Below are 19,690 nucleotides of genomic sequence, written 5' to 3'. Positions count from 1 at the left end.
AACGGCAGCGCGGCAGGACGGGTTCGCCACCTGACCGGAGAGCCTGACCATGACCGCCACCATTCCTGCAACGTCCAGCCACACCGCACCGCGCCATACATCGCTTGAGCTCGGCCCGCTCACCCGCGCCGCTGTCGGTCTTGTCGGGGCGGGCCTCACCGCCGCATGCGCCTTGGCAATCATCCGCTATGCCGCCGGCCTCTCACCCGATCATCCCGGCGCGCATCTGGTAGCCGTGGCGATCCACGTGGCCGCCGTGTTGCCCGCCGTGCCGCTGGGTGCGTGGCTGATGCTGTCACGCAAGGGCACGCCGCGCCACAAGTTTCTGGGCAAGATCTGGGTGCTGCTGATGGTCGTTACCGCGCTGTCCGCCCTGTTCATCCGGCAGGCCAACGACGGCCAGTTCAGCCCGATCCACCTGTTCGTGCCCCTGACGCTTCACGGTGCATGGCAGGCCGTTGCCACGATCCGCCGGGGTGACATTGCCGGCCACCGCAAAGCGCTCATGGGCCTTTATCTGGGCGCGCTGGCCCTGCCCGGCCTGTTTTCCTTCCTGCCCGATCGCCTGATGGGAACGTGGCTGCTCGGCTGAGAACCATCCTTGCTCCGGCCCGGATCGCCGCAAAGGGGTGGCATCCTGCAACCGATCACGGCTCTGCGGGGGCGTTCCCAAGCCACGGGTGGCAAGCCCGGGCCCGTCGAGTCGCTCCTGCCCTGGGTGCAAACCGCGGGCGGGTTACCGTTTGACCGGTAGGATGCGACGGCGCGAGACTAATCGCTTTCCTCAACTATAGAAACCATGTTTGATCGCTGACATCGATCAATGACATGCGCCATCATTGCTCCATACCGAATCACATTTCGCAGGAGCAGGATCATGAACGCAAATACCGGCAAGATGAGCGGCGGCAGTTGCCCCTTCCACAACGATGGCGGCGTGCGCGCGCTGCTGGGCCGCACAAACCGCGACTGGTGGCCCGATGCCCTCGCCGTGGACCTCCTCGCCCCCTATGGTCCGGCGGACCCGATGGGCGCCGACTTCGACTATGCCGAGGCGTTCAACGCGCTCGATTATCATGCGCTCAAGGCAGACCTGACCGCACTGATGACCGACAGCCAGCCGTGGTGGCCGGCGGACTATGGCCACTACGGCCCGTTCTTCATCCGCATGGCCTGGCACGCGGCCGGCACGTACCGCACGGCAGACGGCCGCGGCGGGGCCAACAGCGGACAGCAGCGCTTCGCCCCGCTCAATTCGTGGCCCGACAACGGCAACCTCGACAAGGCGCGCCGGCTGCTGTGGCCGATCAAGCAGAAGTACGGCAAGCACATCTCGTGGGCTGACCTGTTCGTCCTGGCGGGCAATGTCGCGATTGAATCGATGGGCGGGCCGGTGTTCGGCTTCGGCGGCGGCCGCAAGGACGTTTTCGAGCCGGAGAAGGACATTTACTGGGGCCAGGAAGAAAAGTGGGTGGGCGAGGAAGGCAACCTCACCCGCATCCGTCCTGACGATCAGGCAGACCTCGAAAACCCGCTCGCGGCGATCCAGATGGGCCTGATCTACGTCAATCCGGAAGGTCCGGGCGGCGTTCCCGATCCGCTGCAATCGGCGCGCGACATCAAGATCACCTTCGAACGCATGGCGATGAACCATGAGGAAACCGTCGCGCTCACCGCCGGCGGGCACACCTTTGGCAAGGCGCATGGCGCAGGCGATGCCTCGCTGGTCGGCGTCTCGCCGGAAGGCGGCGACATCACCGCGATGGGCCTTGGCTGGCTCAGCACCTACGAAAGCGGCGTGGGCCGCCACACCATCACCAGCGGCATCGAAGGCAGCTGGGTGAACACACCCACGGAATGGTCGGCCAACTATTTCCGCCTGCTGCTCGATTACGACTACGAACTGGTCAAGAGCCCAGCCGGCGCGCACCAGTGGCAGCCGGTGAACCAGAAGCCCGAAGACATGGCCCCGGCGGCATGGGACGCCTCGGTCAAGGTGCCGACGATGATGACCACGGCCGACATGGCGCTGAAGATGGACCCCGAACTGCGCGTGATCTCGGAGAAGTTTCGCACCGATCACGAAGCCTTCAAGGATGCCTTCGCCCGCGCCTGGTTCAAGCTGACGCACCGCGACATGGGACCCAAGGCGCGCTACCTCGGCCCCGAAGTGCCGGCCGAAGACCTGATCTGGCAGGACCCGGTCCCCGCCGGCACCCTGCCGACAGAGGGCGAAGTCGCCGCGCTGAAGGAAAAGATAGCGCGTTCGGGTCTGTCGGTCAGCCAGCTGGTCAAGACCGCCTGGGCCTCGGCCAGCACCTATCGCCGCTCGGACCACCGCGGCGGGGCCAACGGCGCGCGCATTCGCCTTGCCCCGCAGAAGGACTGGGAAGTCAACGAGCCGGCTGAACTGGCCAAGGTCCTCGTCCAGCTCGATTACCTGCGCGCCGGCACATCGCTGTCGCTCGCCGATACCATCGTGCTGGGCGGCGTGGTCGGCGTGGAAACGGCGGCCAAGGCGGCGGGTCACGCGATCACCGTGCCCTTCGTCGGCGGACGCGGCGATGCCAGCGAAGCGCTGACCGATGCGGAAAGCTTCGCCGTGCTTGAACCGCAGGCCGATGCCTTCCGCAATTACCTGCCCAAGAAGCTGCGGATCCGGACCGAGGAACTGATGCTCGACAAGGCATCGCTGCTCGGGCTTTCGGCACCGGAAATGACCGTGCTGATCGGCGGCCTGCGCGTGCTGGGTGCCAACCACGGCGGGCGCGGCCACGGATCGTTCACGCACCGCCCCGGCGAGCTGACCAATGACTTCTTCGTCAACTTGCTGAGCATGACCAACGTCTGGAAAGCGGCCGAGGGCAGCGACGAGGAGGAGTTCATCGCCACCGACCGCACCAGCGGCGGCGAGACCTGGCGCGCCACCCGCGCCGACCTGGTCTTGGGTTCCAACTCACAACTGCGCGCGATTGCCGAAGTCTATGCCGAGAACGGCAACGAAGCGAAGTTCGTAACCGACTTCGTCAAGGCCTGGACCAAGGTGATGAACGCCGACCGCTTCGACCTGATCTGAGCGTCACGCAATAGCCCGGCGGCTGCCTCCTTGCCGCCCGGGTCGCCCCCGCCCCCGGTTCACAAGCCCGGGGGCGGGGTTTTATGTGGCGAGCGCATTCGCGCCCAAATCCTCTCCATTTTCACAAAGTGTAAATCGGCAGGTGGCACCGCGTAGCGGTGACGGAGGGGTTCTTTGCCAGCGCTCCGATGCCCCTCCCGTCTCGTCCTTTGGACGAGCCACCTCCCCAGATGTGCTGTGCAAATCTGGGGAGGATCAAGCAGCCTCAAGCCGCCTCGTCGCTCGCGTCCAGCTCATAGGCCGAATGCAGCACGCGGACGGCGAGTTCGGTCTCGTCCGCGTCGATCAGCACTGATACCTTGATCTCGCTGGTGGAGATCGCCTGAATGTTGATCCCGCGGTCCGCGAGGCTGCGGAACATGGTGGCGGCGACGCCGGCGTGGCTCTTCATGCCGACACCGACGACTGAGATCTTGGCGACCTTGCCGTCGCTGATCATGCGGTAATAGCCGATCGCTTCCTTCTGCGATTCCAGCAGCGCCTGCGTGCGGGCAAGGTCGGCGCCGGGGACGGTGAAGGTCACATCGGTCTCGCCCTTGTCCTTGGCGATGTTCTGGATGATCATGTCGACGTTGATATTGGCAGCCGCCAGCGGACCGAAGATCTGCGCCACCGCGCCCGGCCGGTCGGCAATGCGGGTCAGGGTGATCTTGGCTTCGTTCTTGTCGGCGGCGATGCCGGTGATGAGCTGGCGTTCCATATCGATGCCCTCTAGTTCTTCGTCAGAGACGATCATGGTTCCGGGGATGGTGTCGGCGGCGGGGGCATCGTCGTCAATGAATGACGAGAGCACCTGAACCCGCACCTTTTCCTTCATGGCAAGGCTGACCGAGCGGGTCTGGAGGACCTTCGAGCCGACCGAAGCCAGTTCGAGCATTTCCTCATAGGTCACGTACTTCAGCTTGCGCGCTTTGGCGACGATGCGCGGGTCGGTGGTATAGACCCCGTCAACGTCGGTGTAGATGTCGCAGCGGTCGGCGCCGATGGCTGCTGCCACGGCAACCGCAGACGTGTCAGATCCGCCGCGCCCCAGCGTGGTGATGCGGCCTCCGGCGGTGACGCCTTGAAAGCCCGGGATCACGGCAATCTCGCCCGCCGCCATCGATGCAAGCAGTGCGTCGGAATCGATCCCCTCGATCCGTGCCTTGGCATGGGCATCGTCAGTCCGCACCGGCAATTGCCAGCCGAGCCACGAGCGCGCCTTGGCGCCGATCGCCTGCAGGTGCATGGCCAGCAGGCCAGAAGTGACCTGTTCGCCTGCAGCCACGACGACGTCATATTCGGCAGGATCGTAAAGCGGGTCCGCCTCGCGGCAGAAGTTCACCAGCCGGTCGGTCTCGCCCGACATGGCCGAGACGACCACCGCCACTTCATGGCCAGCCGCCTGCTGGCGCTGGACGATCCGCGCGACGCGGCGAATGCGCTCGGTGCCGGCCATCGAGGTGCCGCCGAATTTCATCACGATGCGGGCCAATTTGAGGCTCCTTAGGGTTCGACAATCGTAAGATTCTTGCGCGCAAGCCCTTCCCCGCGCGGCGGGGGCGCTTTAGGAAGGGCGCATGGCGAATGCAACAACGATCAGGGAAAGCGAAGCTGCGCATTTCGGCAGTCTGGCGGCGGACTGGTGGGACCCGAAGGGCTCATCCGCCATGCTCCACAAGCTGAACCCGGTGCGGCTGGCCTTCCTGCGCGAGGCGGTGGACCACCACTGGCGCGGCGATTCCCGCGCGATCCGGCCCCTTTCGGGCAAGCGTGCGCTCGATGTCGGCTGCGGTGCGGGGTTGCTGTGCGAACCGCTCGCCCGGCTGGGCGCAGCGGTAACCGGGGTTGATGCGGCAGAAGAAAACATTGCCGCGGCGAAGTCCCACGCCGCGGGCGGCGGCCTTTCCATCGACTATCGCTGCGGCGAGATCGGCGCGCTGGGCCTGTCCGGATTCGATCTGGTCACCGCGCTGGAAGTGATCGAGCACGTGGCCGACAAGCCCGCTTTCATCGCGGCGCTGGCCGGCGCTCTGGCTCCCGGCGGTCTCATGGTCCTCTCCTGCCCCAACCGCACGCCGCAATCGAAGCTGTTGCTGGTCGAAGGGGCAGAGCGGCTCGGCATGGTGCCGCGCGGTACGCACAATTGGAGCGACTTTGCCACGCCCGATGAACTGCGCGATCTGCTGGCCAATGCCGGAATGGTGATGCGCGAACCCAGGGGCATTTCGTGGTCGCCGACGCGCGGCCTGCACCTTTCGGCCGACCTCGCGCTGAACTACATCGTCACGGCCGTGGCGGCAGAGTAAACTTCATCGCAACCACGCTGCGCGCCAGCGAGGCGCGTGAGAAGATCGCGCCTTTCGGCAGTCGCTTTTCGAGCGCCACTGTCCTCATTTCGAGCATCGCCTTGCCGGGATTGTCCTCCGGCGCGAAAGTGCTTGAAACGATGACGCCGGCCTTGGTCACATCATAAGTGCGGATCAGCCCGGCACCCCACAGCCGCACCCGGTCAACCTCGCCCCAGGGAGACGGATGTTTGCCGAGCCAGGCGATCTGCCGGATCGCATCGTCATAAGCGATGCCGCAGGCGGTGTTGGCAATCGCCGCGCCGGACTTGGTGGTGCCATCGGTCAGCGAATAATGCGCGGCGGTCTTGCGCTGGCAATTGGCCACCACCCGGTCGCGCGGGGTCTCGACGCGGTGGAGCTTGCCGGAATTGAACTCGGCCGACCATTCCTCGACCGGTTCCGCGCCTTTCAACCGGATCACCGTCCAGGTATAGACCGCATAGGTCGTGCCGGTGGTTTTGGTACGGGTGATGACCGCCTTGGCGCGGGCGGTGTCACCCGGTGCATCGGACGGGGCAGCAATCGCCGGCCCGGACAGAACGAGCGCTGCCGCCAGCGCCCAACCACGCAAGGTCATTTCGGCGACATGGCGAAGATCGCCCAGGCCAGCAGGGTGGAGGCAATGAACAGCGTCCACGACCAGTAGAAGCCGACGCCCTGGATCATTTCATGCGACACGTTGAGGTATCCGGCCTTCGACCGCGCCGAGCCGAAAATCGCGCTGACGACCAAGGTCAGGATCGTGCCGGGGATGAGTGCCTTGAAGAAATCCATGGTGCTGCGCCGCCCTTTTGATTTGGCCGAATGCAAAACGCGTTTTGGCCGAAAGGTCAAGCCTTGGCGCGGAATTCTGCCAGTGCCTGCCGCACTCCCGCCTCGCGTTCTGCCCAGTCTCCGGCTATTTCCAGTGCGGTGATCCCGGCATCGACCAGCACGGCGCGGGCGATGGTATCGAACCGGGCGCGCTCGCCTGCCGTGCCGAAAAAGCGGGTACCATCATCGATCCACGGCACGTCGGCGGCGAAGTGGAGGTAATGGTCCGCCTTGGGATAGGCCATCAGCACCGGCGGCACATCGCCAAACAGCATCTGCGCCCAGGCGGCAGTCATCAACTGATCGGTGTCGAGGATCAACAGCGCGGGCCGCTTCGCCGCAGCCGATTCAACCGCGCGCGCCTGTCCTTCGGCGATGGCGAGCAGGTCCGCCATGGTCAGGTCGGTGCCATGCGCTTCGCAATATTCGCGGCCATATTCGGGCACCCACGCGCACCCAAGGTCAGCCGAGAGCTTTGCCGCCAGCAATGACTTGCCGGTGCTTTCAACCCCATGGAAGCAGACGGCAATCACGCGAAGCGCTCGGCCTCGGGGGTCTTGCGCGCCGCTTCGGTCCATTCCTTCAGGCCGAACAGGCTCATCACAAGGAAGCCGCCATAGAGCCCGGCGGTCGGTTCAAGGTCGCGCATGATGTAGAGCCAGATCGACACGATATCGATCACCACCCACAGCACCCAGTTCTCGATCCGGCGGAAGGCGAGCAGGATCTGCGCGCCGACGCTGAACACCGCGATCGGCGTATCGATCCACGGGGCCGAGGCGGTGGTGTACTTCTCCATCAGCCACGATAGGTTGACGCTGATAGCCGCCATCGCGACCAGCCAGACCCAGCGGCTGCGCCAATCGAGCCAGCGCACCTCGACCTTGTGGTCATCGCCGCCAACGCGCAGCCAAAGCCACCAGCCCCAGCCCTGTGCGGCGAAGAAGAACACCTGCAGCACAGCCTCGGCGAACAGTGCCTGTTCCCAGAAGACGAAGAAATAGAGCGCCACCATGACCAGCCCGAACAGGTAGTTCCAGTGGCTGCGGAAGATGAGCAGCGCGATGTTCATCACACCAAAGCCCGCGGCCGCCCATTCGAGCCAGAACAGCGTTTCGGGGCTGACGATCATGCGAAGGCCGCCGTCCATTCATCGGACTTGAAGCCGACCAGAAGGCCAGCGGGATGCTCGACGATGGGGCGCTTGATGCAGCTCGGGTTGGCGACCATCAGCGCCACGGCCTTGGCAGCGTCCAAGCCTTCACGGTCCGCCTCGGGCAGTTTGCGAAAGGTGGTGCCGGCGCGGTTGAGCACCTTTTCCCAGCCCGCCACGTCGCACCAGCGCGCGACTTGTGCAGCGTCGGCGCCCTGCTTCTTGTAGTCGCGGAAGGTGTAGGCGATGCCCTGCCCGTCCAGCCAGGTGCGGGCCTTCTTTACCGTGTCGCAGTTGGGAATTCCGAACATCGTAACCGTCACTGCAAAACCCTTTCCACTCTGCCCCGCACCGCTCCGGTGCCAGTCAGTGCGTAGCAATTATTCTGAGGCAGCATTGTCGCCGATTATGCTTGGCACGCGCACATAGCCGAAATCTTCCCCGCCTGACCACGCTCGCCCATCGGGATACCGCAGTTCCACCCCGACAAGATCGCCTGGTTCCGCCAGCAGCATGTTCGCTCCCAGTTGCACATTGCCATATTGCGAAATGGCGCTTTCCGTGAGGGTGAAATGCGTCGTTGAACCGCACTCCGGGCAAAAGTGGATGCTGGCCGAGGGATCGTCCTTGTCAGCCCGGCGGTATTGTCTCGTTCTCCCCTCAATCCGGACTTCAGAGGGATGAAAATAGGACCAGTGTGCGCCTGTCTTGGCGCACAATGTGCAATTGCACGCGTGAACATAGTCAGGGCGCTGGTTGATCGCAATTTTGACTTGTCCGCACAGGCAGGAGAGGTTGACGCGATCCGCTTCGCTCATCCCTCATGCCCTCCAAAGCTGCTGACGCGCGGGTCGTTCATCGAAATGCTGGCGTAGCTTTCGTAATAGTCACTGCGCCCGCGCGACTGGACCACCGCGTGTTCGGGATGGCGGCCCCAGGCCTTCGCGTGGGCCTCGCTGTCCCATTCGGATATCGTCACGACCTCGCCGTCATCGGCGTGGAAGGTCTTGATCGAACGGAAGCCGGCCATCGCGGAGGCAAGGTCGATCATGTGCGCGGCGTCAGCTTCATAGGCGGCGGCGTCGAACCCGGCGCGCTTGCGGTTGCGGAACACGGTGATGAACATGGCGGCGCTTGCGCTCCCTCTTCCCGCACCGGCTCTAACCGGCAAAGTGGACAAATCAATCATTCTCGGCAAAAGGCTGCCCCATGAGCGTCAACACTTTCGGCCGTCTGCTGCGTTTCACCACCTGGGGCGAGAGCCACGGGCCGGCGCTGGGCGCTGTCGTCGATGGCTGTCCTCCGGGGCTGGCGCTGGACGAAGCGGCGATTCAGCCGTTCCTAGATGCGCGGCGGCCCGGACAGTCAAAGTTCACCACGCAGCGACAGGAACCCGACGCGGTGAAGATCCTCTCGGGGGTGTTCGAAGGCAAGACCACCGGCACCCCGATCAGCCTGATGATCGAGAACGTCGACCAGCGATCGAAGGACTATTCCGAAGTCGCCAAGGCCTATCGCCCGGGCCATGCCGATTATGCCTATGACGCCAAGTACGGCTTCCGCGACTATCGCGGCGGCGGGCGGTCTTCCGCGCGCGAAACGGCGGCGCGGGTTGCGGCGGGCGCTGTGGCGCGGCTGGTCATTCCCGAAGTGACCGTGCGCGCCTGGGTCTCCGAAATCGGCGGCGATGCCATAGTCATGGACAATTTCGACTTCGCCGAGATCGGCAACAACCCGTTCTTCTGCCCCGATGCCGAAGCTGCCAAGCGCTGGGAAGTGCTGGTTGACGAAGCGCGGCTGGCCGGATCGTCAGTCGGTGCCGTCGTCGAATGCGAAGCGACCGGCGTTCCCGCCGGCTGGGGCGCGCCGCTTTACGGCAAGCTCGACGCTGACCTTGCCGCCGCCATGATGGGTATCAACGCGGTGAAGGGCGTGGAAATCGGCGACGGTTTCGCCGCCGCGCGGCTGACCGGTGAAGGCAATGCCGATCCCATGCGGCCGTCATCGACTCCAGGTGAAGATGGCCCAGATTTCCTCGCCAACCATGCCGGCGGCATCGCAGGCGGTATCTCCACCGGCCAGCCCGTGCGGGTGCGCGTGGCGTTCAAGCCGACCAGTTCGATCCTCACCCCGCAGCAGACCATCAACCGCGATGGCGAAGCGACCGAGATGTTCACCAAGGGCCGCCACGACCCCTGCGTCGGCATCCGCGGCGTGCCGGTGGTCGAGGCGATGATGGCTCTGGTGCTGGCCGATCACAAGCTGCTGCACCGGGGCCAGTGCGGGTAGGCCCAGTCAGTGGGCGCCTGCTTCAGCGATAGCGCAGTTTAGCCAGCATATCCCGCCAGGTCAGGCCGGAATCGACCACGTCATAGATCCGCATCGGCCGTCCCGCCGGATTCGCAACGTAGCTGCCGTCCAGCATGAGGTTCGGTGTCGGTCGCAGGCTATGGCGGCTTGACGAGGTATCGGGCTGAAACGCCGATTGCAGCGCCGTCAGCGTCACCAGCGCGCAATCGCCAAGGGCGTAGGTTTCTCCCTGGCTGTAGATGACGCTGGGCAGGTTCTTGGCCAGCCTGGCCTCGGTCTGGATCACCTGCTGGCGAAGATAACGCCCCAACGGCCCGAGCCGCGCCAGTTCTTCCAGCTCGCTCACCCCAACGAGCATCTGCCGGAAGGCATTGCGCGGCACTTGCCAGATTTCGATATCGGATTCGTTGAACACGATCTGGGCGGCAAGACGATCAAGGCTGAAGTTGTATTCGGCTTCGCCCGGTCCGGCGGGAGCGATCGCAAGGCCGGCATGTTCAGCGCCGCCGATCCACAGCAGCTTGAGCCTCTTGCCAATCTTCGGCTCTGCCAGCCAGGCCAGAGCGATCTCGGTGAGACTACCGCCTGCTGCGTAATAGAGCGGCGCCTTGACATCATCGCGCATCGCCTCGCGGATGATCGCGGCGCTCGCCGGGCTGGTGCCGGGCTGGGACCGCGACGGGATAGGTTGGCCGTTGCCCGCGATCACCGGCGGGCGCTGCATCGCCGGGAAAAACCTCAGCAGTTCTTCTGCCTTCCTGGCCGAGGCCCTGCCCTTTTCCGGGACAAGGTCCGCCTCGCCGAAATCCCTGTAATGCGTGCCGATGACGAGCGGGATCGACACCGACGGGCACATGACGAAATGGGCCAACTGGAACAGGCCATCGGGATCGCCCGCAACATCGTTGTCGATAATCACCCGCATGCGGGCGGCCTGCTTCGTCGCCGGCTCTTTCGCGAAAGCCGCATTGCCCATCAAGGCCCCGGCCGCAAGTCCACTGCAGCCTTCCAGCAGGCTTCGTCTAGATATTGCGTGGGTCATGTCCAGCTCCCTGTCGATCCGATCATCGGGCCGGGGCGCGCAGCTAGTCAAATGTGCATTTTCGATAGGTGCCTATCGGGGAGACCCTATAGCCAGTGGATACGCCGGAACCGGATCCACAGCCCGCCGCAGATCGCACCGATCACACCCAACACCAAAGGATACCCGTACTGCCAGCGCAGTTCGGGCATGAAATCGAAGTTCATGCCATAGATCCCGGCAATCGCCGTGGGCACGGCAAGGATCGCCGCCCATGCGGCCAGTTTGCGAGTCATTTCGCCTTGCCGGTGCGCTTCGAGCAGGCTGGCGGTTTCAACGATGCTCGCCAGCGTTTCCTTGAGGCCGCGCATCCGGGCGTGGGTGCGGCGCATATGGTCGAGCACGTCGCGGAACCAGACGTGGGCGCTTTCGTCGATATAGGGCAGGTCGGTGGCGGACAGCCGCTCGCAAACTTCCTCCATTGGGCCGACGATCCGTTCGAAACGGCGCAGCTGGCGGCGCAGGCGGAAGATGCGGCGGATGGTCGACTGTTCGGGGAACGAGTGGATCGCCCGGTCCTCCATGGTCTGCACCGATTCCTCCAGCCGGTCGATCAGCGGCTGATAGCCATCGACGATGAAATCAAGGATGGCATGGGCGACGAAGTCGGTGCCCTCGGTCAGCCGTTCGGAATCGATTTCCAGCCGCTGGCGCAGTTCGTGGTGGGCGCGGTTTGAACCGAAGCGCACAGTGATGATGAAGTCCTTGCCGAGGAACAGCGCCGTCTGGCCATAGGAAATCGCCTCGCCCGCATCCATCGATGCCGTGCGGGCGACGATGAACAGGTGGTTCTTGTAGACCTCCACCTTGGGCAATTGCTGCGGGTTGAGCGCATCTTCCACCGCCAGCGGGTGCAGGCCGAACTGCGCGGCGAGCAATTGCATCTCCTCCGCTTGCGGTTCGGCAAGGCCAATCCAGTCAAACTGGCCCTCAGACAGGGCCTGACGCGGCACGCCATCGATGGTCAGCGCGTGGATCGAGGCAATTCCATGGGTATAGCGGCGCGAGGCAATCACTGGCATGACTGGCCTTGTTGCAAGAGAAACGCAGGCTGGCAATCGCCGCAGAACCTGCTTACACTGCTGTCAACAACGGAGAAGGACTGCATGGCCGCCAGCGAAGTGTTCGACATGATCATCGTCGGCGCCGGGATTTCCGGCATCGGCATGGCTGCCAAACTGGCCAAGGGCTGCCCGAACAAGACCTATGTCATGCTTGACCGGCGCGAGCAGTTGGGCGGCACATGGGACCTGTTCCGCTATCCGGGCATCCGTTCGGATTCGGACATGCACACCTTTGCCTATGACTTCGCACCGTGGCGCAAGGAAAACGCCTTTGCCACGGCGGAAGAGATCAGGGACTATCTGGGGCAGGTCGTCGCCGACAACGGCATTGCGGCCAAGATGCGCTTTGGCCAGCACGTGGAAAGCGCCGCGTGGAACAGCGAGACCGGCCTGTGGACCGTGCGCGCCCGGCAGTCCGATGGCAGCGACAGGGAATGGGCGGCGCGCTTCCTTTTCATGGGCACCGGCTATTACGATTACGACCAGCCGCACGAGGCCGACATTCCCGGCATTGCGGATTTCAAAGGCAAGGTCATCCACCCGCAGTTCTGGCCGCAGGATTACGACTACTCCGGCAAGCAGGTGGTGATCATAGGCTCGGGCGCGACGGCGGTTACAATCGTGCCGTCGATGGCCGGCAAGGCGGCGCATGTCACCATGCTGCAACGCACGCCGACATGGTACGGCGTGCGCCCGTGGCAGGACAAGTGGGCCAACCGGCTGAAGCGCTGGCTGCCGGAAAAGCTGGCGTGGAAGATCAACCGCGAAAAAGCGCAGTACCTCCACGAATACCTGTTCCACAAATGCAAGAGCGCGCCCGAAGGCGTGGCCAATTTCCTGCAGGGAATCCTGAAGAAGGAACTTGGCCCGGCGTGGAACGCGCCTGACTTCACCCCGCCCTACAAGCCGTGGGAGCAGCGCATGTGCCTCGTTCCCGGCGGCGACATGTTCAAGGCCATTCGTGAAGGCGACGCCTCGGTGGTGACGGCAAAGATCAAGCAGGTCGTGGCCGATGGCATCGAACTGGAAGACGGGCGCAAGTTGCAAGCCGACGTCATCGTCACCGCCACCGGCCTCAGGCTCTCGACCTTGGGTAAGGTGCAGGTCAGCGTCGATGGCGCGCCAGTGACCGTCGCCGATCACTTCTGGTACCGCGATTCGATGTTGTCGAACGTGCCGAACCTGTTCGTGCTGTTCGGCTATCTCAATGCCGGATGGACGCTGCGGGTTGATATCGTCACCGACTGGGTGGTGAAACTGCTGCGCCATATGGACAAGTGGGGCGTCGATACGGCAACCCCGACGCTGCCCGCCGATCACGGACTGGAAGAGACCCAGCCGTTTGACCTGTTCTCCTCCGGCTATCTCCAGCGCGGCAAGCACATGATCCCCAAAAGCGCGACCACCGCGCCTTGGCGCATCCACATGTTCTACCGCGAGGACAAGAAGGAGTTGGAGACAGCCGAAATCAACGATGGCCTGATGAAGTTTTCCAAGGCCAAGGCGAAGGAGGCGGCTTAGTCCCCCTCCCGCCTGCGGGAGGGGAGAGAGGACTTCACCCGCGCACAAGTTTCCCCTAACCACACCAGATGGCCGAATCCCGCATCTACACCGCCGCCCTCATCGTCATTGGTGACGAGATCCTGTCCGGCCGCACGCATGACAAGAACATCGCGCAGGTCGCCTCTTGGCTGCAGATCCAGGGCATCCGCCTCAAGGAGGTGCGCGTCGTCGCCGATGACATGGCGGCGATTGCCGAGGCGGTGAACGCGCTGCGTGCCCGTAATGACTACCTGTTCACCACCGGCGGCATCGGCCCGACGCATGACGACATCACCGTCGATGCCATTGCCGCGGCGCTGGGCGTTGACGTGATCGTCCACCCCGAAGCCCGCGCCATCCTCGAAGACTATTACGAAACGCGCGGTGGCCTCACCGATGCGCGTCTGCGCATGGCGCGCGTACCCGAGGGCGCGAGTCTGATCCCCAACCGCTACACCGGTGCTCCGGGCATCCGGGCGGAGAACGTGTTCATCATGGCGGGCGTACCGCAGATCACCAGCGGCATGCTCGATGCGCTATCGGGCACGCTAGAGGGCGGCGCAGTGCTGCTGTGCGAGACGGTCGGATGCTGGGTGCAGGAAAGCGAAGTCGCCGACATGCTGCGCGCCACCGAAAAGGCGCATGAGACTTGCCAGATCGGCTCCTACCCCTTCTGGCGCGATGGCCGCACGGGAGCGAATTTCGTCGTCCGCTCGGTCGATGCGGAAGACCTCGCCGCCTGCTGCCGCGCCCTTGCCGAAGGACTGGACGCGATGGACCGGCCGGCGATTCCCGGTGGCATTTAGCGCCGCCCTGGCCCTTCTGGCGAGCGCCCCCGCCACGCTCGACCAATTCGAGGCCAAACTGGCCGAACATGACAGCGCCACCGTTGCCCTCGGCGAATGGTGCGCAGTGCGGCAGATCGCCAGCCCGGCGCAGATCACCGCCAGTGACCGGCGGCAGGTGTCTTCGAACGATCCGCCGGCAAAGATGCGCCGCCTGCTCGGCATCGGCAGCCGCGACCACTTCACCATGCGCCACGTCCACCTCGATTGCGGCGACAAGACGCTGTCGATCGCGTGGAACTGGTACGTGCCGAGCCGCCTGACGCCCGAGATGAACGCCGCGCTGGCCACCACCAACACGCCCTTCGGCAAGGTCGCTGCCCCGCTGCGCTTTCGCCGGGAAGCTATCGACACGGTCAAAGGCCCGGCGGACAATTGCCCCGCCGAAACGATCAGCACCCACCTCGCCCGGCTGATCCTACCCGATGGCAAGCCGCTGGCCTATTTGGTCGAGTGTTATACGGCGGCGAACCTCGCGCCGTAGACCGCGCTGGACAAGCGCCGCCATGGCGCGCAGCTTGCAGCTTCCCGATCGTTCAGGAGAAAGCACCATGCCGCAATTCGTGATCGAAAGAGATATGCCAGGCGTCGGCGGACTTGGCACTGCAGAGCTCAAAGGCGCATCGCAGCAGAGCTGTTCAGTGCTGCGTGACCTCGGTCCCGAAATCCAGTGGGTGCACAGCTATGTAACGGACGACAAGATCTACTGCATCTACCGCGCGCCGAGCGAAGACCTGATCCGCCAGCACGCCGAAACTGCCGGCTTCCCCGCCAACCGCATCAGCGAAGTGCGCTCGACGATCGACCCGACGACCGCCGATTAACGCCCGCCGGGTGCGGCAACCGGCTGGCGAGGCGGTGCGCCCTTGTCGACCACCAGAGTTATGACCACGCGGGCGGTATCCTTGCCCGCATTGAACCCGTTGTGCGCCGCGCCGCGCGGCATGGTGAAGCTCTCGCCCGGGCCATAGCGGCGCACGCCGCCGGCCGTGATCATCTCCATCTCGCCGCTGATCACCACGGCTGTTTCAGTGCCGGGATGGACGTGCCAGCCAGCCTCTGCCCCGGACGGAAACTCGCGGCTCTGGACGATGACGACTTGCGCCCCGTGCTCCTGCGGCACGTCAAGCGCGGCATGGGTGACCGGCGCGGGGGTGGGCGCGGCGGTTGCGGCGGCGAGGGCGATCAGGCGCATCATGCGCGGCAGGCTAGTTGATCGTCTCCGTCCCGGCAATCGTCGTGCGGTGCATCATGCGGCCCGAGCGTTCGTCATAGGGGATCACGCGGTGCATGGCACCGGTGTTGTCCCAGACCGCAAAGTCGCCTTCTTCCCATTCGTGGCGATAGGAATAGTCCGGCTGGGCTGCCCATTCCTGCAAGCGGATCAGCAGCGCGCGGCCTTGCGGGATGGGCATGTTGGCAACATGGTCAGCCGTGGTGCCGATGATCATCGACTTGCGGCCGCTGTCATGGGTCCAGACGATCGGGTGCTCCTTGATCAGGCCGATGCCGATCACCGCGTCGCGCACCTTTTCGGGGATGGCGTCTTCGATATGGCGGAGGCTGGCCTTGACCGAGTGGACCGCCTTCAGTCCCTCAAGCGCCGCCTTCTCCGCCTCGGGCAGGCCTTCATAGGCGGCATAGGTGCTGGCAAATTCGGTCTGCCCGCCTTGCGGCGCCTTGCGCCGGCACGACAGCAGCGTGGCGAAGGGCGGCGGGGTATCGATGGTGATGCCGTCCATGTGCCAGAAAAAGGTGCCGAGGACATATTCGGGCTGCGGGTTGATCTTCGCGTCGAGCGTCACCTGGTAAACGTCGTCGTTCTCGATTTCCTGCACATTATTGCGCCCGGTAATGCGGATGCGCCCGCCCATCAGGTCGGTGATGCGCAATTGCTCTTCGTCGGTCAGGTCGACCTTGGGGAAGACCACCACAGTGCGTTCCTCCACCTTGGCGCGAATGGCGGCGGCGGCTTCCTCAGTGAACAGGTCAGCGCGGTCATCCCACAGGATGCGGCTGCCGATCTTCGGCTTGATGTCTTCGAAACGGATGGCCACGGCTCTTCTCCCGACAGATCTTGGCGCGCTGAACGCACTTGTTTGAACACATGTTCAGCATAATGTGGAGATTCGGTCAAGCACCAACAAAAAGGCCGGAAGGTTTCCCCTCCCGGCCTTTTGTGTTTCCTCTCGGAAGGTCAGGCGATCAGGCGCCCTGGATTTCCGTCAGGTCGATCTTCAGGCCCGGGCCCATCGACGAGCTGACGCCCACCTTCTGGACATACTTGCCCTTGGAACCAGCCGGCTTGGCCTTGACGATGGCATCGACGAAAGCGTCGAAGTTCGCCTTGAGCTGTTCGTTGGTGAACGAGAGCTTGCCCAGACCGCCGTGGATGATGCCGGCCTTTTCAACGCGGAATTCGATCTGGCCGCCCTTGGCTGCCTTGACCGCTTCTGCGACGTTCGGGGTGACGGTGCCCAGCTTCGGGTTCGGCATCAGGCCCTTGGGACCCAGCACCTTGCCGAGGCGGCCGACGACGCCCATCATGTCCGGCGTGGCGATCACGCGGCCATAATCGAGGTTGCCGTTCTGCATGTCTTCGAGCAGGTCTTCGGCACCCACCTTGTCAGCGCCAGCGGCGAGAGCGGCTTCGGCCTTGTCACCGCGTGCGAACACGGCGACCTTGACGGTCTTGCCCGTGCCCGAAGGCAGCGTCACCATGCCACGGACCATCTGGTCGGCGTGGCGCGGATCGACGCCCAGGTTCAGCGAAATTTCGAGAGTTTCGTCGAACTTGGTGGTCTTGAGATCCTTGAGCAGCTGGATGGCCGCTTCAACGCCATGGAGCTTCTGGTTGTCGCCGAGCTTTTCGGCCAGCGACTTCTGCTTCTTGGTCAGCTTTGCCATGATATCAGCCCTCCACAACCTGCAGGCCCATCGAGCGGGCGCTGCCTTCAATGATCTTCGTCGCCTGTTCGATGTCGTTGGCGTTGAGATCCTTGAACTTGGTCTGGGCGATTTCGGCGAGAGCCGAACGGGCGATGGTTCCGGCCGAGATCTTGCCCGGCTCCTTCGAACCCGACTTCAGGTTTGCAGCCTTCTTGATCAGGAACGATGCCGGCGGCGTCTTCGTCACGAAAGTGAACGAACGGTCGGCATAGACGGTGATGATCGTCGGGATCGGCATGGAAGCTTCAAGGTCCTGCGTGGCGGCGTTGAAAGCCTTGCAGAATTCCATGATGTTCACGCCGCGCTGACCCAGCGCAGGGCCGATCGGCGGGGACGGAGTTGCCTTGCCCGCGGGCACCTGCAACTTGATATAACCTTCAATTTTCTTGGCCACGAGGGGCCTCCTTTCGTCCTGTTGGCGCGCGGCTTTTCAGCCGGAAACCTCAGATTGAGCGGTCAAGCAGCGGTCCTTGAGATCGCCTCCCGCACGGAATCACCCACGGCAAGCCGCAAGCGAAGGGGCGCCCCTAACCGAAGCGGGGAAAAAAGGAAAGCGCGGAATTCAGGCGGCCGCGCGGCGCAGGGCGGTACGTTCCTGCCGTTTGTCCCAGCCTGAACGAATGGCCCGGCGCGCGGGAGCTTCCAGATAGCGGAACGAGGCCTCGCTAGCGAGCAGGATCGCCAGGAGCAGCGCGACGTGCGCCGCGATGACCTGGCCTGCTGTAAGGGCAGCCACGTCGACTACGGCGGCGACACCGCTGATCAGCGGCAAGTTGATCAGGTAGATCGCGTAGCTGCGATCGCCTAGCCAGACCATCACCGGTGACCCCAGCCAGCGCAGCCGCAGTCCCAGCAACAAGGCCGGAGCCCAGGCCAGCAGGGTCAGCGGGACGAGCGGGCTGTAATCACCGACCTGCAGCCAGAAACCAGCAAAGACCAAGACCACCAACAGCCACGAAGGCACCCGCCTCAGCCGCTCCCGGCCTAGCCACAGGCATTGACCAAGGAAAAAGCCGAACAGGCCCCGGGCCAGACTGTCCCCCGCCCATGGCCCCCCGGGAGGTCCGAAAATCCACAGGTACTGGCCAGCGGTGAATGCTAAGATGACGCAGAACCAGACCAGCCCTCGCCGTGGCCACAGCGCGGCAAGGGCAAAGATCAGGTAGCAGACCATCTCGATTGATATGGACCACGCCGGCTTGACGAAAGTGCCGGCTATCGGATTCACGAAGGCCTGCGCCATGACCAGGTGCGCCGCGAACGCGGTCAAGGTGTTCGCGGGATTGCTGGCGAATATAGCCACCAGCAGCAGCATGGTGAGGTGCAGCGGATAAAGCCGCGCAATGCGGGCAACCCAGAACTCGGCAAAGCCCGCCCGGCTCTTCAGCGGGTCTCCCGGCACATAGACGTGGGCGAAGACAAAACCGGAAAGCAGGAAGAACAGGTCCACCAGCGTCCAGCCGGATACCTTGAACCAGTCGGCCACCTGCGCAAACGGCGAGGCGGTGAGCGGCCAAGCCGCAAAATGGTAGAAGATATGATGCACGGCAACGCCAGCGGCGGCCAGTCCACGCAATCCGTCAAGTCCAGCAAGCCGCCCATTTTTCATGGGCAGGGACTAGCCGGACATGCCTAACAAGCCATGAAGACGCGCGACCGGCCTGCGCAAGGCGGCCGAGTTTACTTGACCAGTTCGACCTGTTCGAAGTCGAGTTCGACCGGCGTTGCGCGGCCGAAGATCGAAACCGAGACCTTGACGCGGTTCTTGTCGAAGTCGAGCTCTTCGACGACGCCGTTGAACGAGGCGAACGGACCGTCGAGCACCTTCACCGAATCGCCAATTTCGTAATCGACGCTCACTTCGCGGCGCGGTTCGGCAGCAGCGGCTTCGCGCGCACCGAAGTAGCGGGCGGCTTCACGATCCGAGATCGGCTGCGGCTTGCCCGAATGGCCGAGGAAGCCGGTGACCTTCGCGGTGTTCTTGATCAGGTGGTAGACATCATCGGTCATCGCCAGCTTGGCGAGGACGTAGCCCGGCATGACCTTGCGTTCGGTCTGGACCTTCTTGCCGCGCTTGACCTCGGTGATGGTCTCGACCGGAACCTCGACGGCTTCGACGAGGGCTTCGAGGCCCATGCGTTCGGCTTCAGCAAGGATCGAATCGCGCACCTTGCCTTCGAAACCGGAATAGGCGTGGATGATGTACCAGCGGGCCATTGCTATTTACTCTCTCAGACCAGCGTCAGCAGCCAGGCGACGATCTTGCCGAAGATCGTATCGACCCCCAGGAAGAACAGGGCCAGCATGGTCATCATGATCGCGACGAAGATCGCCGTGGTCACGGTTTCCTGCCGGCTCGGCCAAACGACCTTGCGGGCTTCGGTCTGGACCTGGCGGACGAATTCACCGGGGCTAGTCTTGGCCATTGCTCGGATGCCTTTGCTGCAAACGTTTAAAACTCGCGCCT

25 protein-coding genes are annotated in these 19,690 nt (G+C 63.9%); 8 read left to right on the top strand and 17 right to left on the bottom strand.

Annotation, left to right across the window (positions count from 1 at the left end):
- The first annotated feature begins 49 nt into the window (after nucleotides 1-49).
- Nucleotides 50-592, top strand: a complete 543-nt coding sequence (locus WG900_RS17555; RefSeq protein ID WP_339969228.1) for a DUF2306 domain-containing protein — start codon at nucleotides 50-52, stop codon at nucleotides 590-592.
- A 285-nt stretch (nucleotides 593-877) separates the two neighbouring features.
- The gene (gene katG, locus WG900_RS17550; RefSeq protein ID WP_339969225.1) at nucleotides 878-3,076 is read left to right on the top strand and encodes a catalase/peroxidase HPI; all 2,199 of its coding nucleotides are present in this window, start codon (nucleotides 878-880) and stop codon (nucleotides 3,074-3,076) included.
- 265 nt (nucleotides 3,077-3,341) lie between these two features.
- Here katG and WG900_RS17545 read toward each other — a convergent pair whose 3' ends face one another.
- Nucleotides 3,342-4,610, bottom strand: a complete 1,269-nt coding sequence (locus tag WG900_RS17545) for an aspartate kinase (protein ID WP_417598382.1) — start codon at nucleotides 4,608-4,610, stop codon at nucleotides 3,342-3,344.
- Nucleotides 4,611-4,695: 85 nt separating this feature from the next.
- Here WG900_RS17545 and ubiG point away from each other — a divergent pair, with 85 nt between their 5' ends.
- Nucleotides 4,696-5,424 (top strand): bifunctional 2-polyprenyl-6-hydroxyphenol methylase/3-demethylubiquinol 3-O-methyltransferase UbiG, encoded by a 729-nt coding sequence (gene ubiG / locus WG900_RS17540; RefSeq protein WP_339969223.1) that lies wholly within the window; start codon nucleotides 4,696-4,698, stop codon nucleotides 5,422-5,424.
- On the opposite strand, the gene WG900_RS17535 is transcribed toward ubiG, so the two are convergent.
- The 7 genes from WG900_RS17535 to WG900_RS17505 form a co-directional block, all read right to left on the bottom strand.
- The gene (locus WG900_RS17535) at nucleotides 5,402-6,043 is read right to left on the bottom strand and encodes a hypothetical protein (protein WP_339969221.1); all 642 of its coding nucleotides are present in this window, start codon (nucleotides 6,041-6,043) and stop codon (nucleotides 5,402-5,404) included. The two genes, ubiG and WG900_RS17535, sit on opposite strands and share 23 nt — an antisense overlap.
- Nucleotides 6,040-6,240, bottom strand: a complete 201-nt coding sequence (locus WG900_RS17530; RefSeq protein WP_339969219.1) for a hypothetical protein — start codon at nucleotides 6,238-6,240, stop codon at nucleotides 6,040-6,042. Before WG900_RS17530 ends, WG900_RS17535 begins: the two co-directional genes overlap by 4 nt.
- Nucleotides 6,241-6,296: 56 nt before the next feature.
- Nucleotides 6,297-6,812, bottom strand: coding sequence for an ATP-binding protein (locus WG900_RS17525; protein ID WP_339969218.1), 516 nt, complete (start codon nucleotides 6,810-6,812; stop codon nucleotides 6,297-6,299).
- Complete coding sequence (gene pnuC, locus WG900_RS17520) at nucleotides 6,809-7,429, bottom strand: nicotinamide riboside transporter PnuC (RefSeq protein WP_339969216.1); 621 nt, start codon at nucleotides 7,427-7,429, stop codon at nucleotides 6,809-6,811. Before pnuC ends, WG900_RS17525 begins: the two co-directional genes overlap by 4 nt.
- Nucleotides 7,408-7,743: an arsenate reductase gene (locus WG900_RS17515; RefSeq protein WP_417598377.1), complete on the bottom strand. Its 336-nt coding sequence runs from the start codon at nucleotides 7,741-7,743 to the stop codon at nucleotides 7,408-7,410. Before WG900_RS17515 ends, pnuC begins: the two co-directional genes overlap by 22 nt.
- Nucleotides 7,744-7,812: 69 nt before the next feature.
- Complete coding sequence (locus tag WG900_RS17510) at nucleotides 7,813-8,250, bottom strand: GFA family protein (RefSeq protein WP_339969213.1); 438 nt, start codon at nucleotides 8,248-8,250, stop codon at nucleotides 7,813-7,815.
- A complete protein-coding gene (locus WG900_RS17505) occupies nucleotides 8,247-8,558 on the bottom strand; it encodes an antibiotic biosynthesis monooxygenase family protein (RefSeq protein WP_339969212.1) in 312 nt (103 codons plus the stop codon). Before WG900_RS17505 ends, WG900_RS17510 begins: the two co-directional genes overlap by 4 nt.
- Nucleotides 8,559-8,641: 83 nt before the next feature.
- Here WG900_RS17505 and aroC point away from each other — a divergent pair, with 83 nt between their 5' ends.
- The gene (aroC, locus tag WG900_RS17500) at nucleotides 8,642-9,721 is read left to right on the top strand and encodes a chorismate synthase (RefSeq protein WP_339969210.1); all 1,080 of its coding nucleotides are present in this window, start codon (nucleotides 8,642-8,644) and stop codon (nucleotides 9,719-9,721) included.
- Nucleotides 9,722-9,743: 22 nt separating this feature from the next.
- On the opposite strand, the gene WG900_RS17495 is transcribed toward aroC, so the two are convergent.
- Entirely contained in the window at nucleotides 9,744-10,784 is a 1,041-nt protein-coding gene (locus WG900_RS17495) for a nucleoside hydrolase (protein ID WP_339969208.1), read from the bottom strand.
- A gap of 86 nt (nucleotides 10,785-10,870) precedes the next feature.
- Nucleotides 10,871-11,845 carry a magnesium and cobalt transport protein CorA gene (locus WG900_RS17490; protein ID WP_339969206.1) on the bottom strand — a complete coding sequence of 325 codons (975 nt, stop codon included), beginning with the start codon at nucleotides 11,843-11,845 and terminating at the stop codon, nucleotides 10,871-10,873.
- A gap of 84 nt (nucleotides 11,846-11,929) precedes the next feature.
- Here WG900_RS17490 and WG900_RS17485 point away from each other — a divergent pair, with 84 nt between their 5' ends.
- The 4 genes from WG900_RS17485 (at nucleotide 11,930) to WG900_RS17470 (ending at nucleotide 15,098) form a co-directional block, all read left to right on the top strand.
- On the top strand, nucleotides 11,930-13,408 hold the full coding sequence (locus WG900_RS17485) for a flavin-containing monooxygenase (RefSeq protein ID WP_339969204.1): 1,479 nt from the start codon (nucleotides 11,930-11,932) through the stop codon (nucleotides 13,406-13,408).
- 68 nt (nucleotides 13,409-13,476) lie between these two features.
- A complete protein-coding gene (locus tag WG900_RS17480; protein WP_339969203.1) occupies nucleotides 13,477-14,235 on the top strand; it encodes a competence/damage-inducible protein A in 759 nt (252 codons plus the stop codon).
- Nucleotides 14,225-14,758 carry a hypothetical protein gene (locus WG900_RS17475; protein ID WP_339969201.1) on the top strand — a complete coding sequence of 178 codons (534 nt, stop codon included), beginning with the start codon at nucleotides 14,225-14,227 and terminating at the stop codon, nucleotides 14,756-14,758. Before WG900_RS17480 ends, WG900_RS17475 begins: the two co-directional genes overlap by 11 nt.
- A 67-nt stretch (nucleotides 14,759-14,825) precedes the next feature.
- Nucleotides 14,826-15,098 (top strand): DUF4242 domain-containing protein, encoded by a 273-nt coding sequence (locus tag WG900_RS17470; RefSeq protein WP_339969199.1) that lies wholly within the window; start codon nucleotides 14,826-14,828, stop codon nucleotides 15,096-15,098.
- Here the strand turns inward: WG900_RS17470 and WG900_RS17465 are convergent.
- The 7 genes from WG900_RS17465 to secE form a co-directional block, all read right to left on the bottom strand.
- Nucleotides 15,095-15,472 carry a cupin domain-containing protein gene (locus WG900_RS17465; RefSeq protein WP_339969198.1) on the bottom strand — a complete coding sequence of 126 codons (378 nt, stop codon included), beginning with the start codon at nucleotides 15,470-15,472 and terminating at the stop codon, nucleotides 15,095-15,097. The two genes, WG900_RS17470 and WG900_RS17465, sit on opposite strands and share 4 nt — an antisense overlap.
- A gap of 10 nt (nucleotides 15,473-15,482) precedes the next feature.
- Nucleotides 15,483-16,331, bottom strand: coding sequence for a TauD/TfdA dioxygenase family protein (locus tag WG900_RS17460; protein ID WP_339969196.1), 849 nt, complete (start codon nucleotides 16,329-16,331; stop codon nucleotides 15,483-15,485).
- A 148-nt stretch (nucleotides 16,332-16,479) separates the two neighbouring features.
- Entirely contained in the window at nucleotides 16,480-17,181 is a 702-nt protein-coding gene (rplA, locus tag WG900_RS17455) for a 50S ribosomal protein L1 (protein ID WP_339969194.1), read from the bottom strand.
- 4 nt (nucleotides 17,182-17,185) lie between these two features.
- Nucleotides 17,186-17,617: a 50S ribosomal protein L11 gene (gene rplK, locus WG900_RS17450; RefSeq protein WP_339969192.1), complete on the bottom strand. Its 432-nt coding sequence runs from the start codon at nucleotides 17,615-17,617 to the stop codon at nucleotides 17,186-17,188.
- A gap of 168 nt (nucleotides 17,618-17,785) precedes the next feature.
- Nucleotides 17,786-18,832, bottom strand: a complete 1,047-nt coding sequence (locus WG900_RS17445; protein WP_339969190.1) for an acyltransferase family protein — start codon at nucleotides 18,830-18,832, stop codon at nucleotides 17,786-17,788.
- Nucleotides 18,833-18,903: 71 nt separating this feature from the next.
- Nucleotides 18,904-19,440 carry a transcription termination/antitermination protein NusG gene (nusG, locus tag WG900_RS17440; RefSeq protein ID WP_339969189.1) on the bottom strand — a complete coding sequence of 179 codons (537 nt, stop codon included), beginning with the start codon at nucleotides 19,438-19,440 and terminating at the stop codon, nucleotides 18,904-18,906.
- Nucleotides 19,441-19,454: 14 nt separating this feature from the next.
- Nucleotides 19,455-19,649, bottom strand: coding sequence for a preprotein translocase subunit SecE (secE, locus tag WG900_RS17435; RefSeq protein WP_339969187.1), 195 nt, complete (start codon nucleotides 19,647-19,649; stop codon nucleotides 19,455-19,457).
- Between the last annotated feature and the right edge of the window lie 41 nt (nucleotides 19,650-19,690).

Origin of the sequence: Novosphingobium aquae (assembly GCF_037572715.1) — a bacterium.
Lineage (GTDB): Bacteria > Pseudomonadota > Alphaproteobacteria > Sphingomonadales > Sphingomonadaceae > Novosphingobium > Novosphingobium aquae.
The sequence above is the reverse complement of the archived record's forward strand: the minus strand, read 5'-3'. Positions and strand labels throughout refer to the sequence as shown.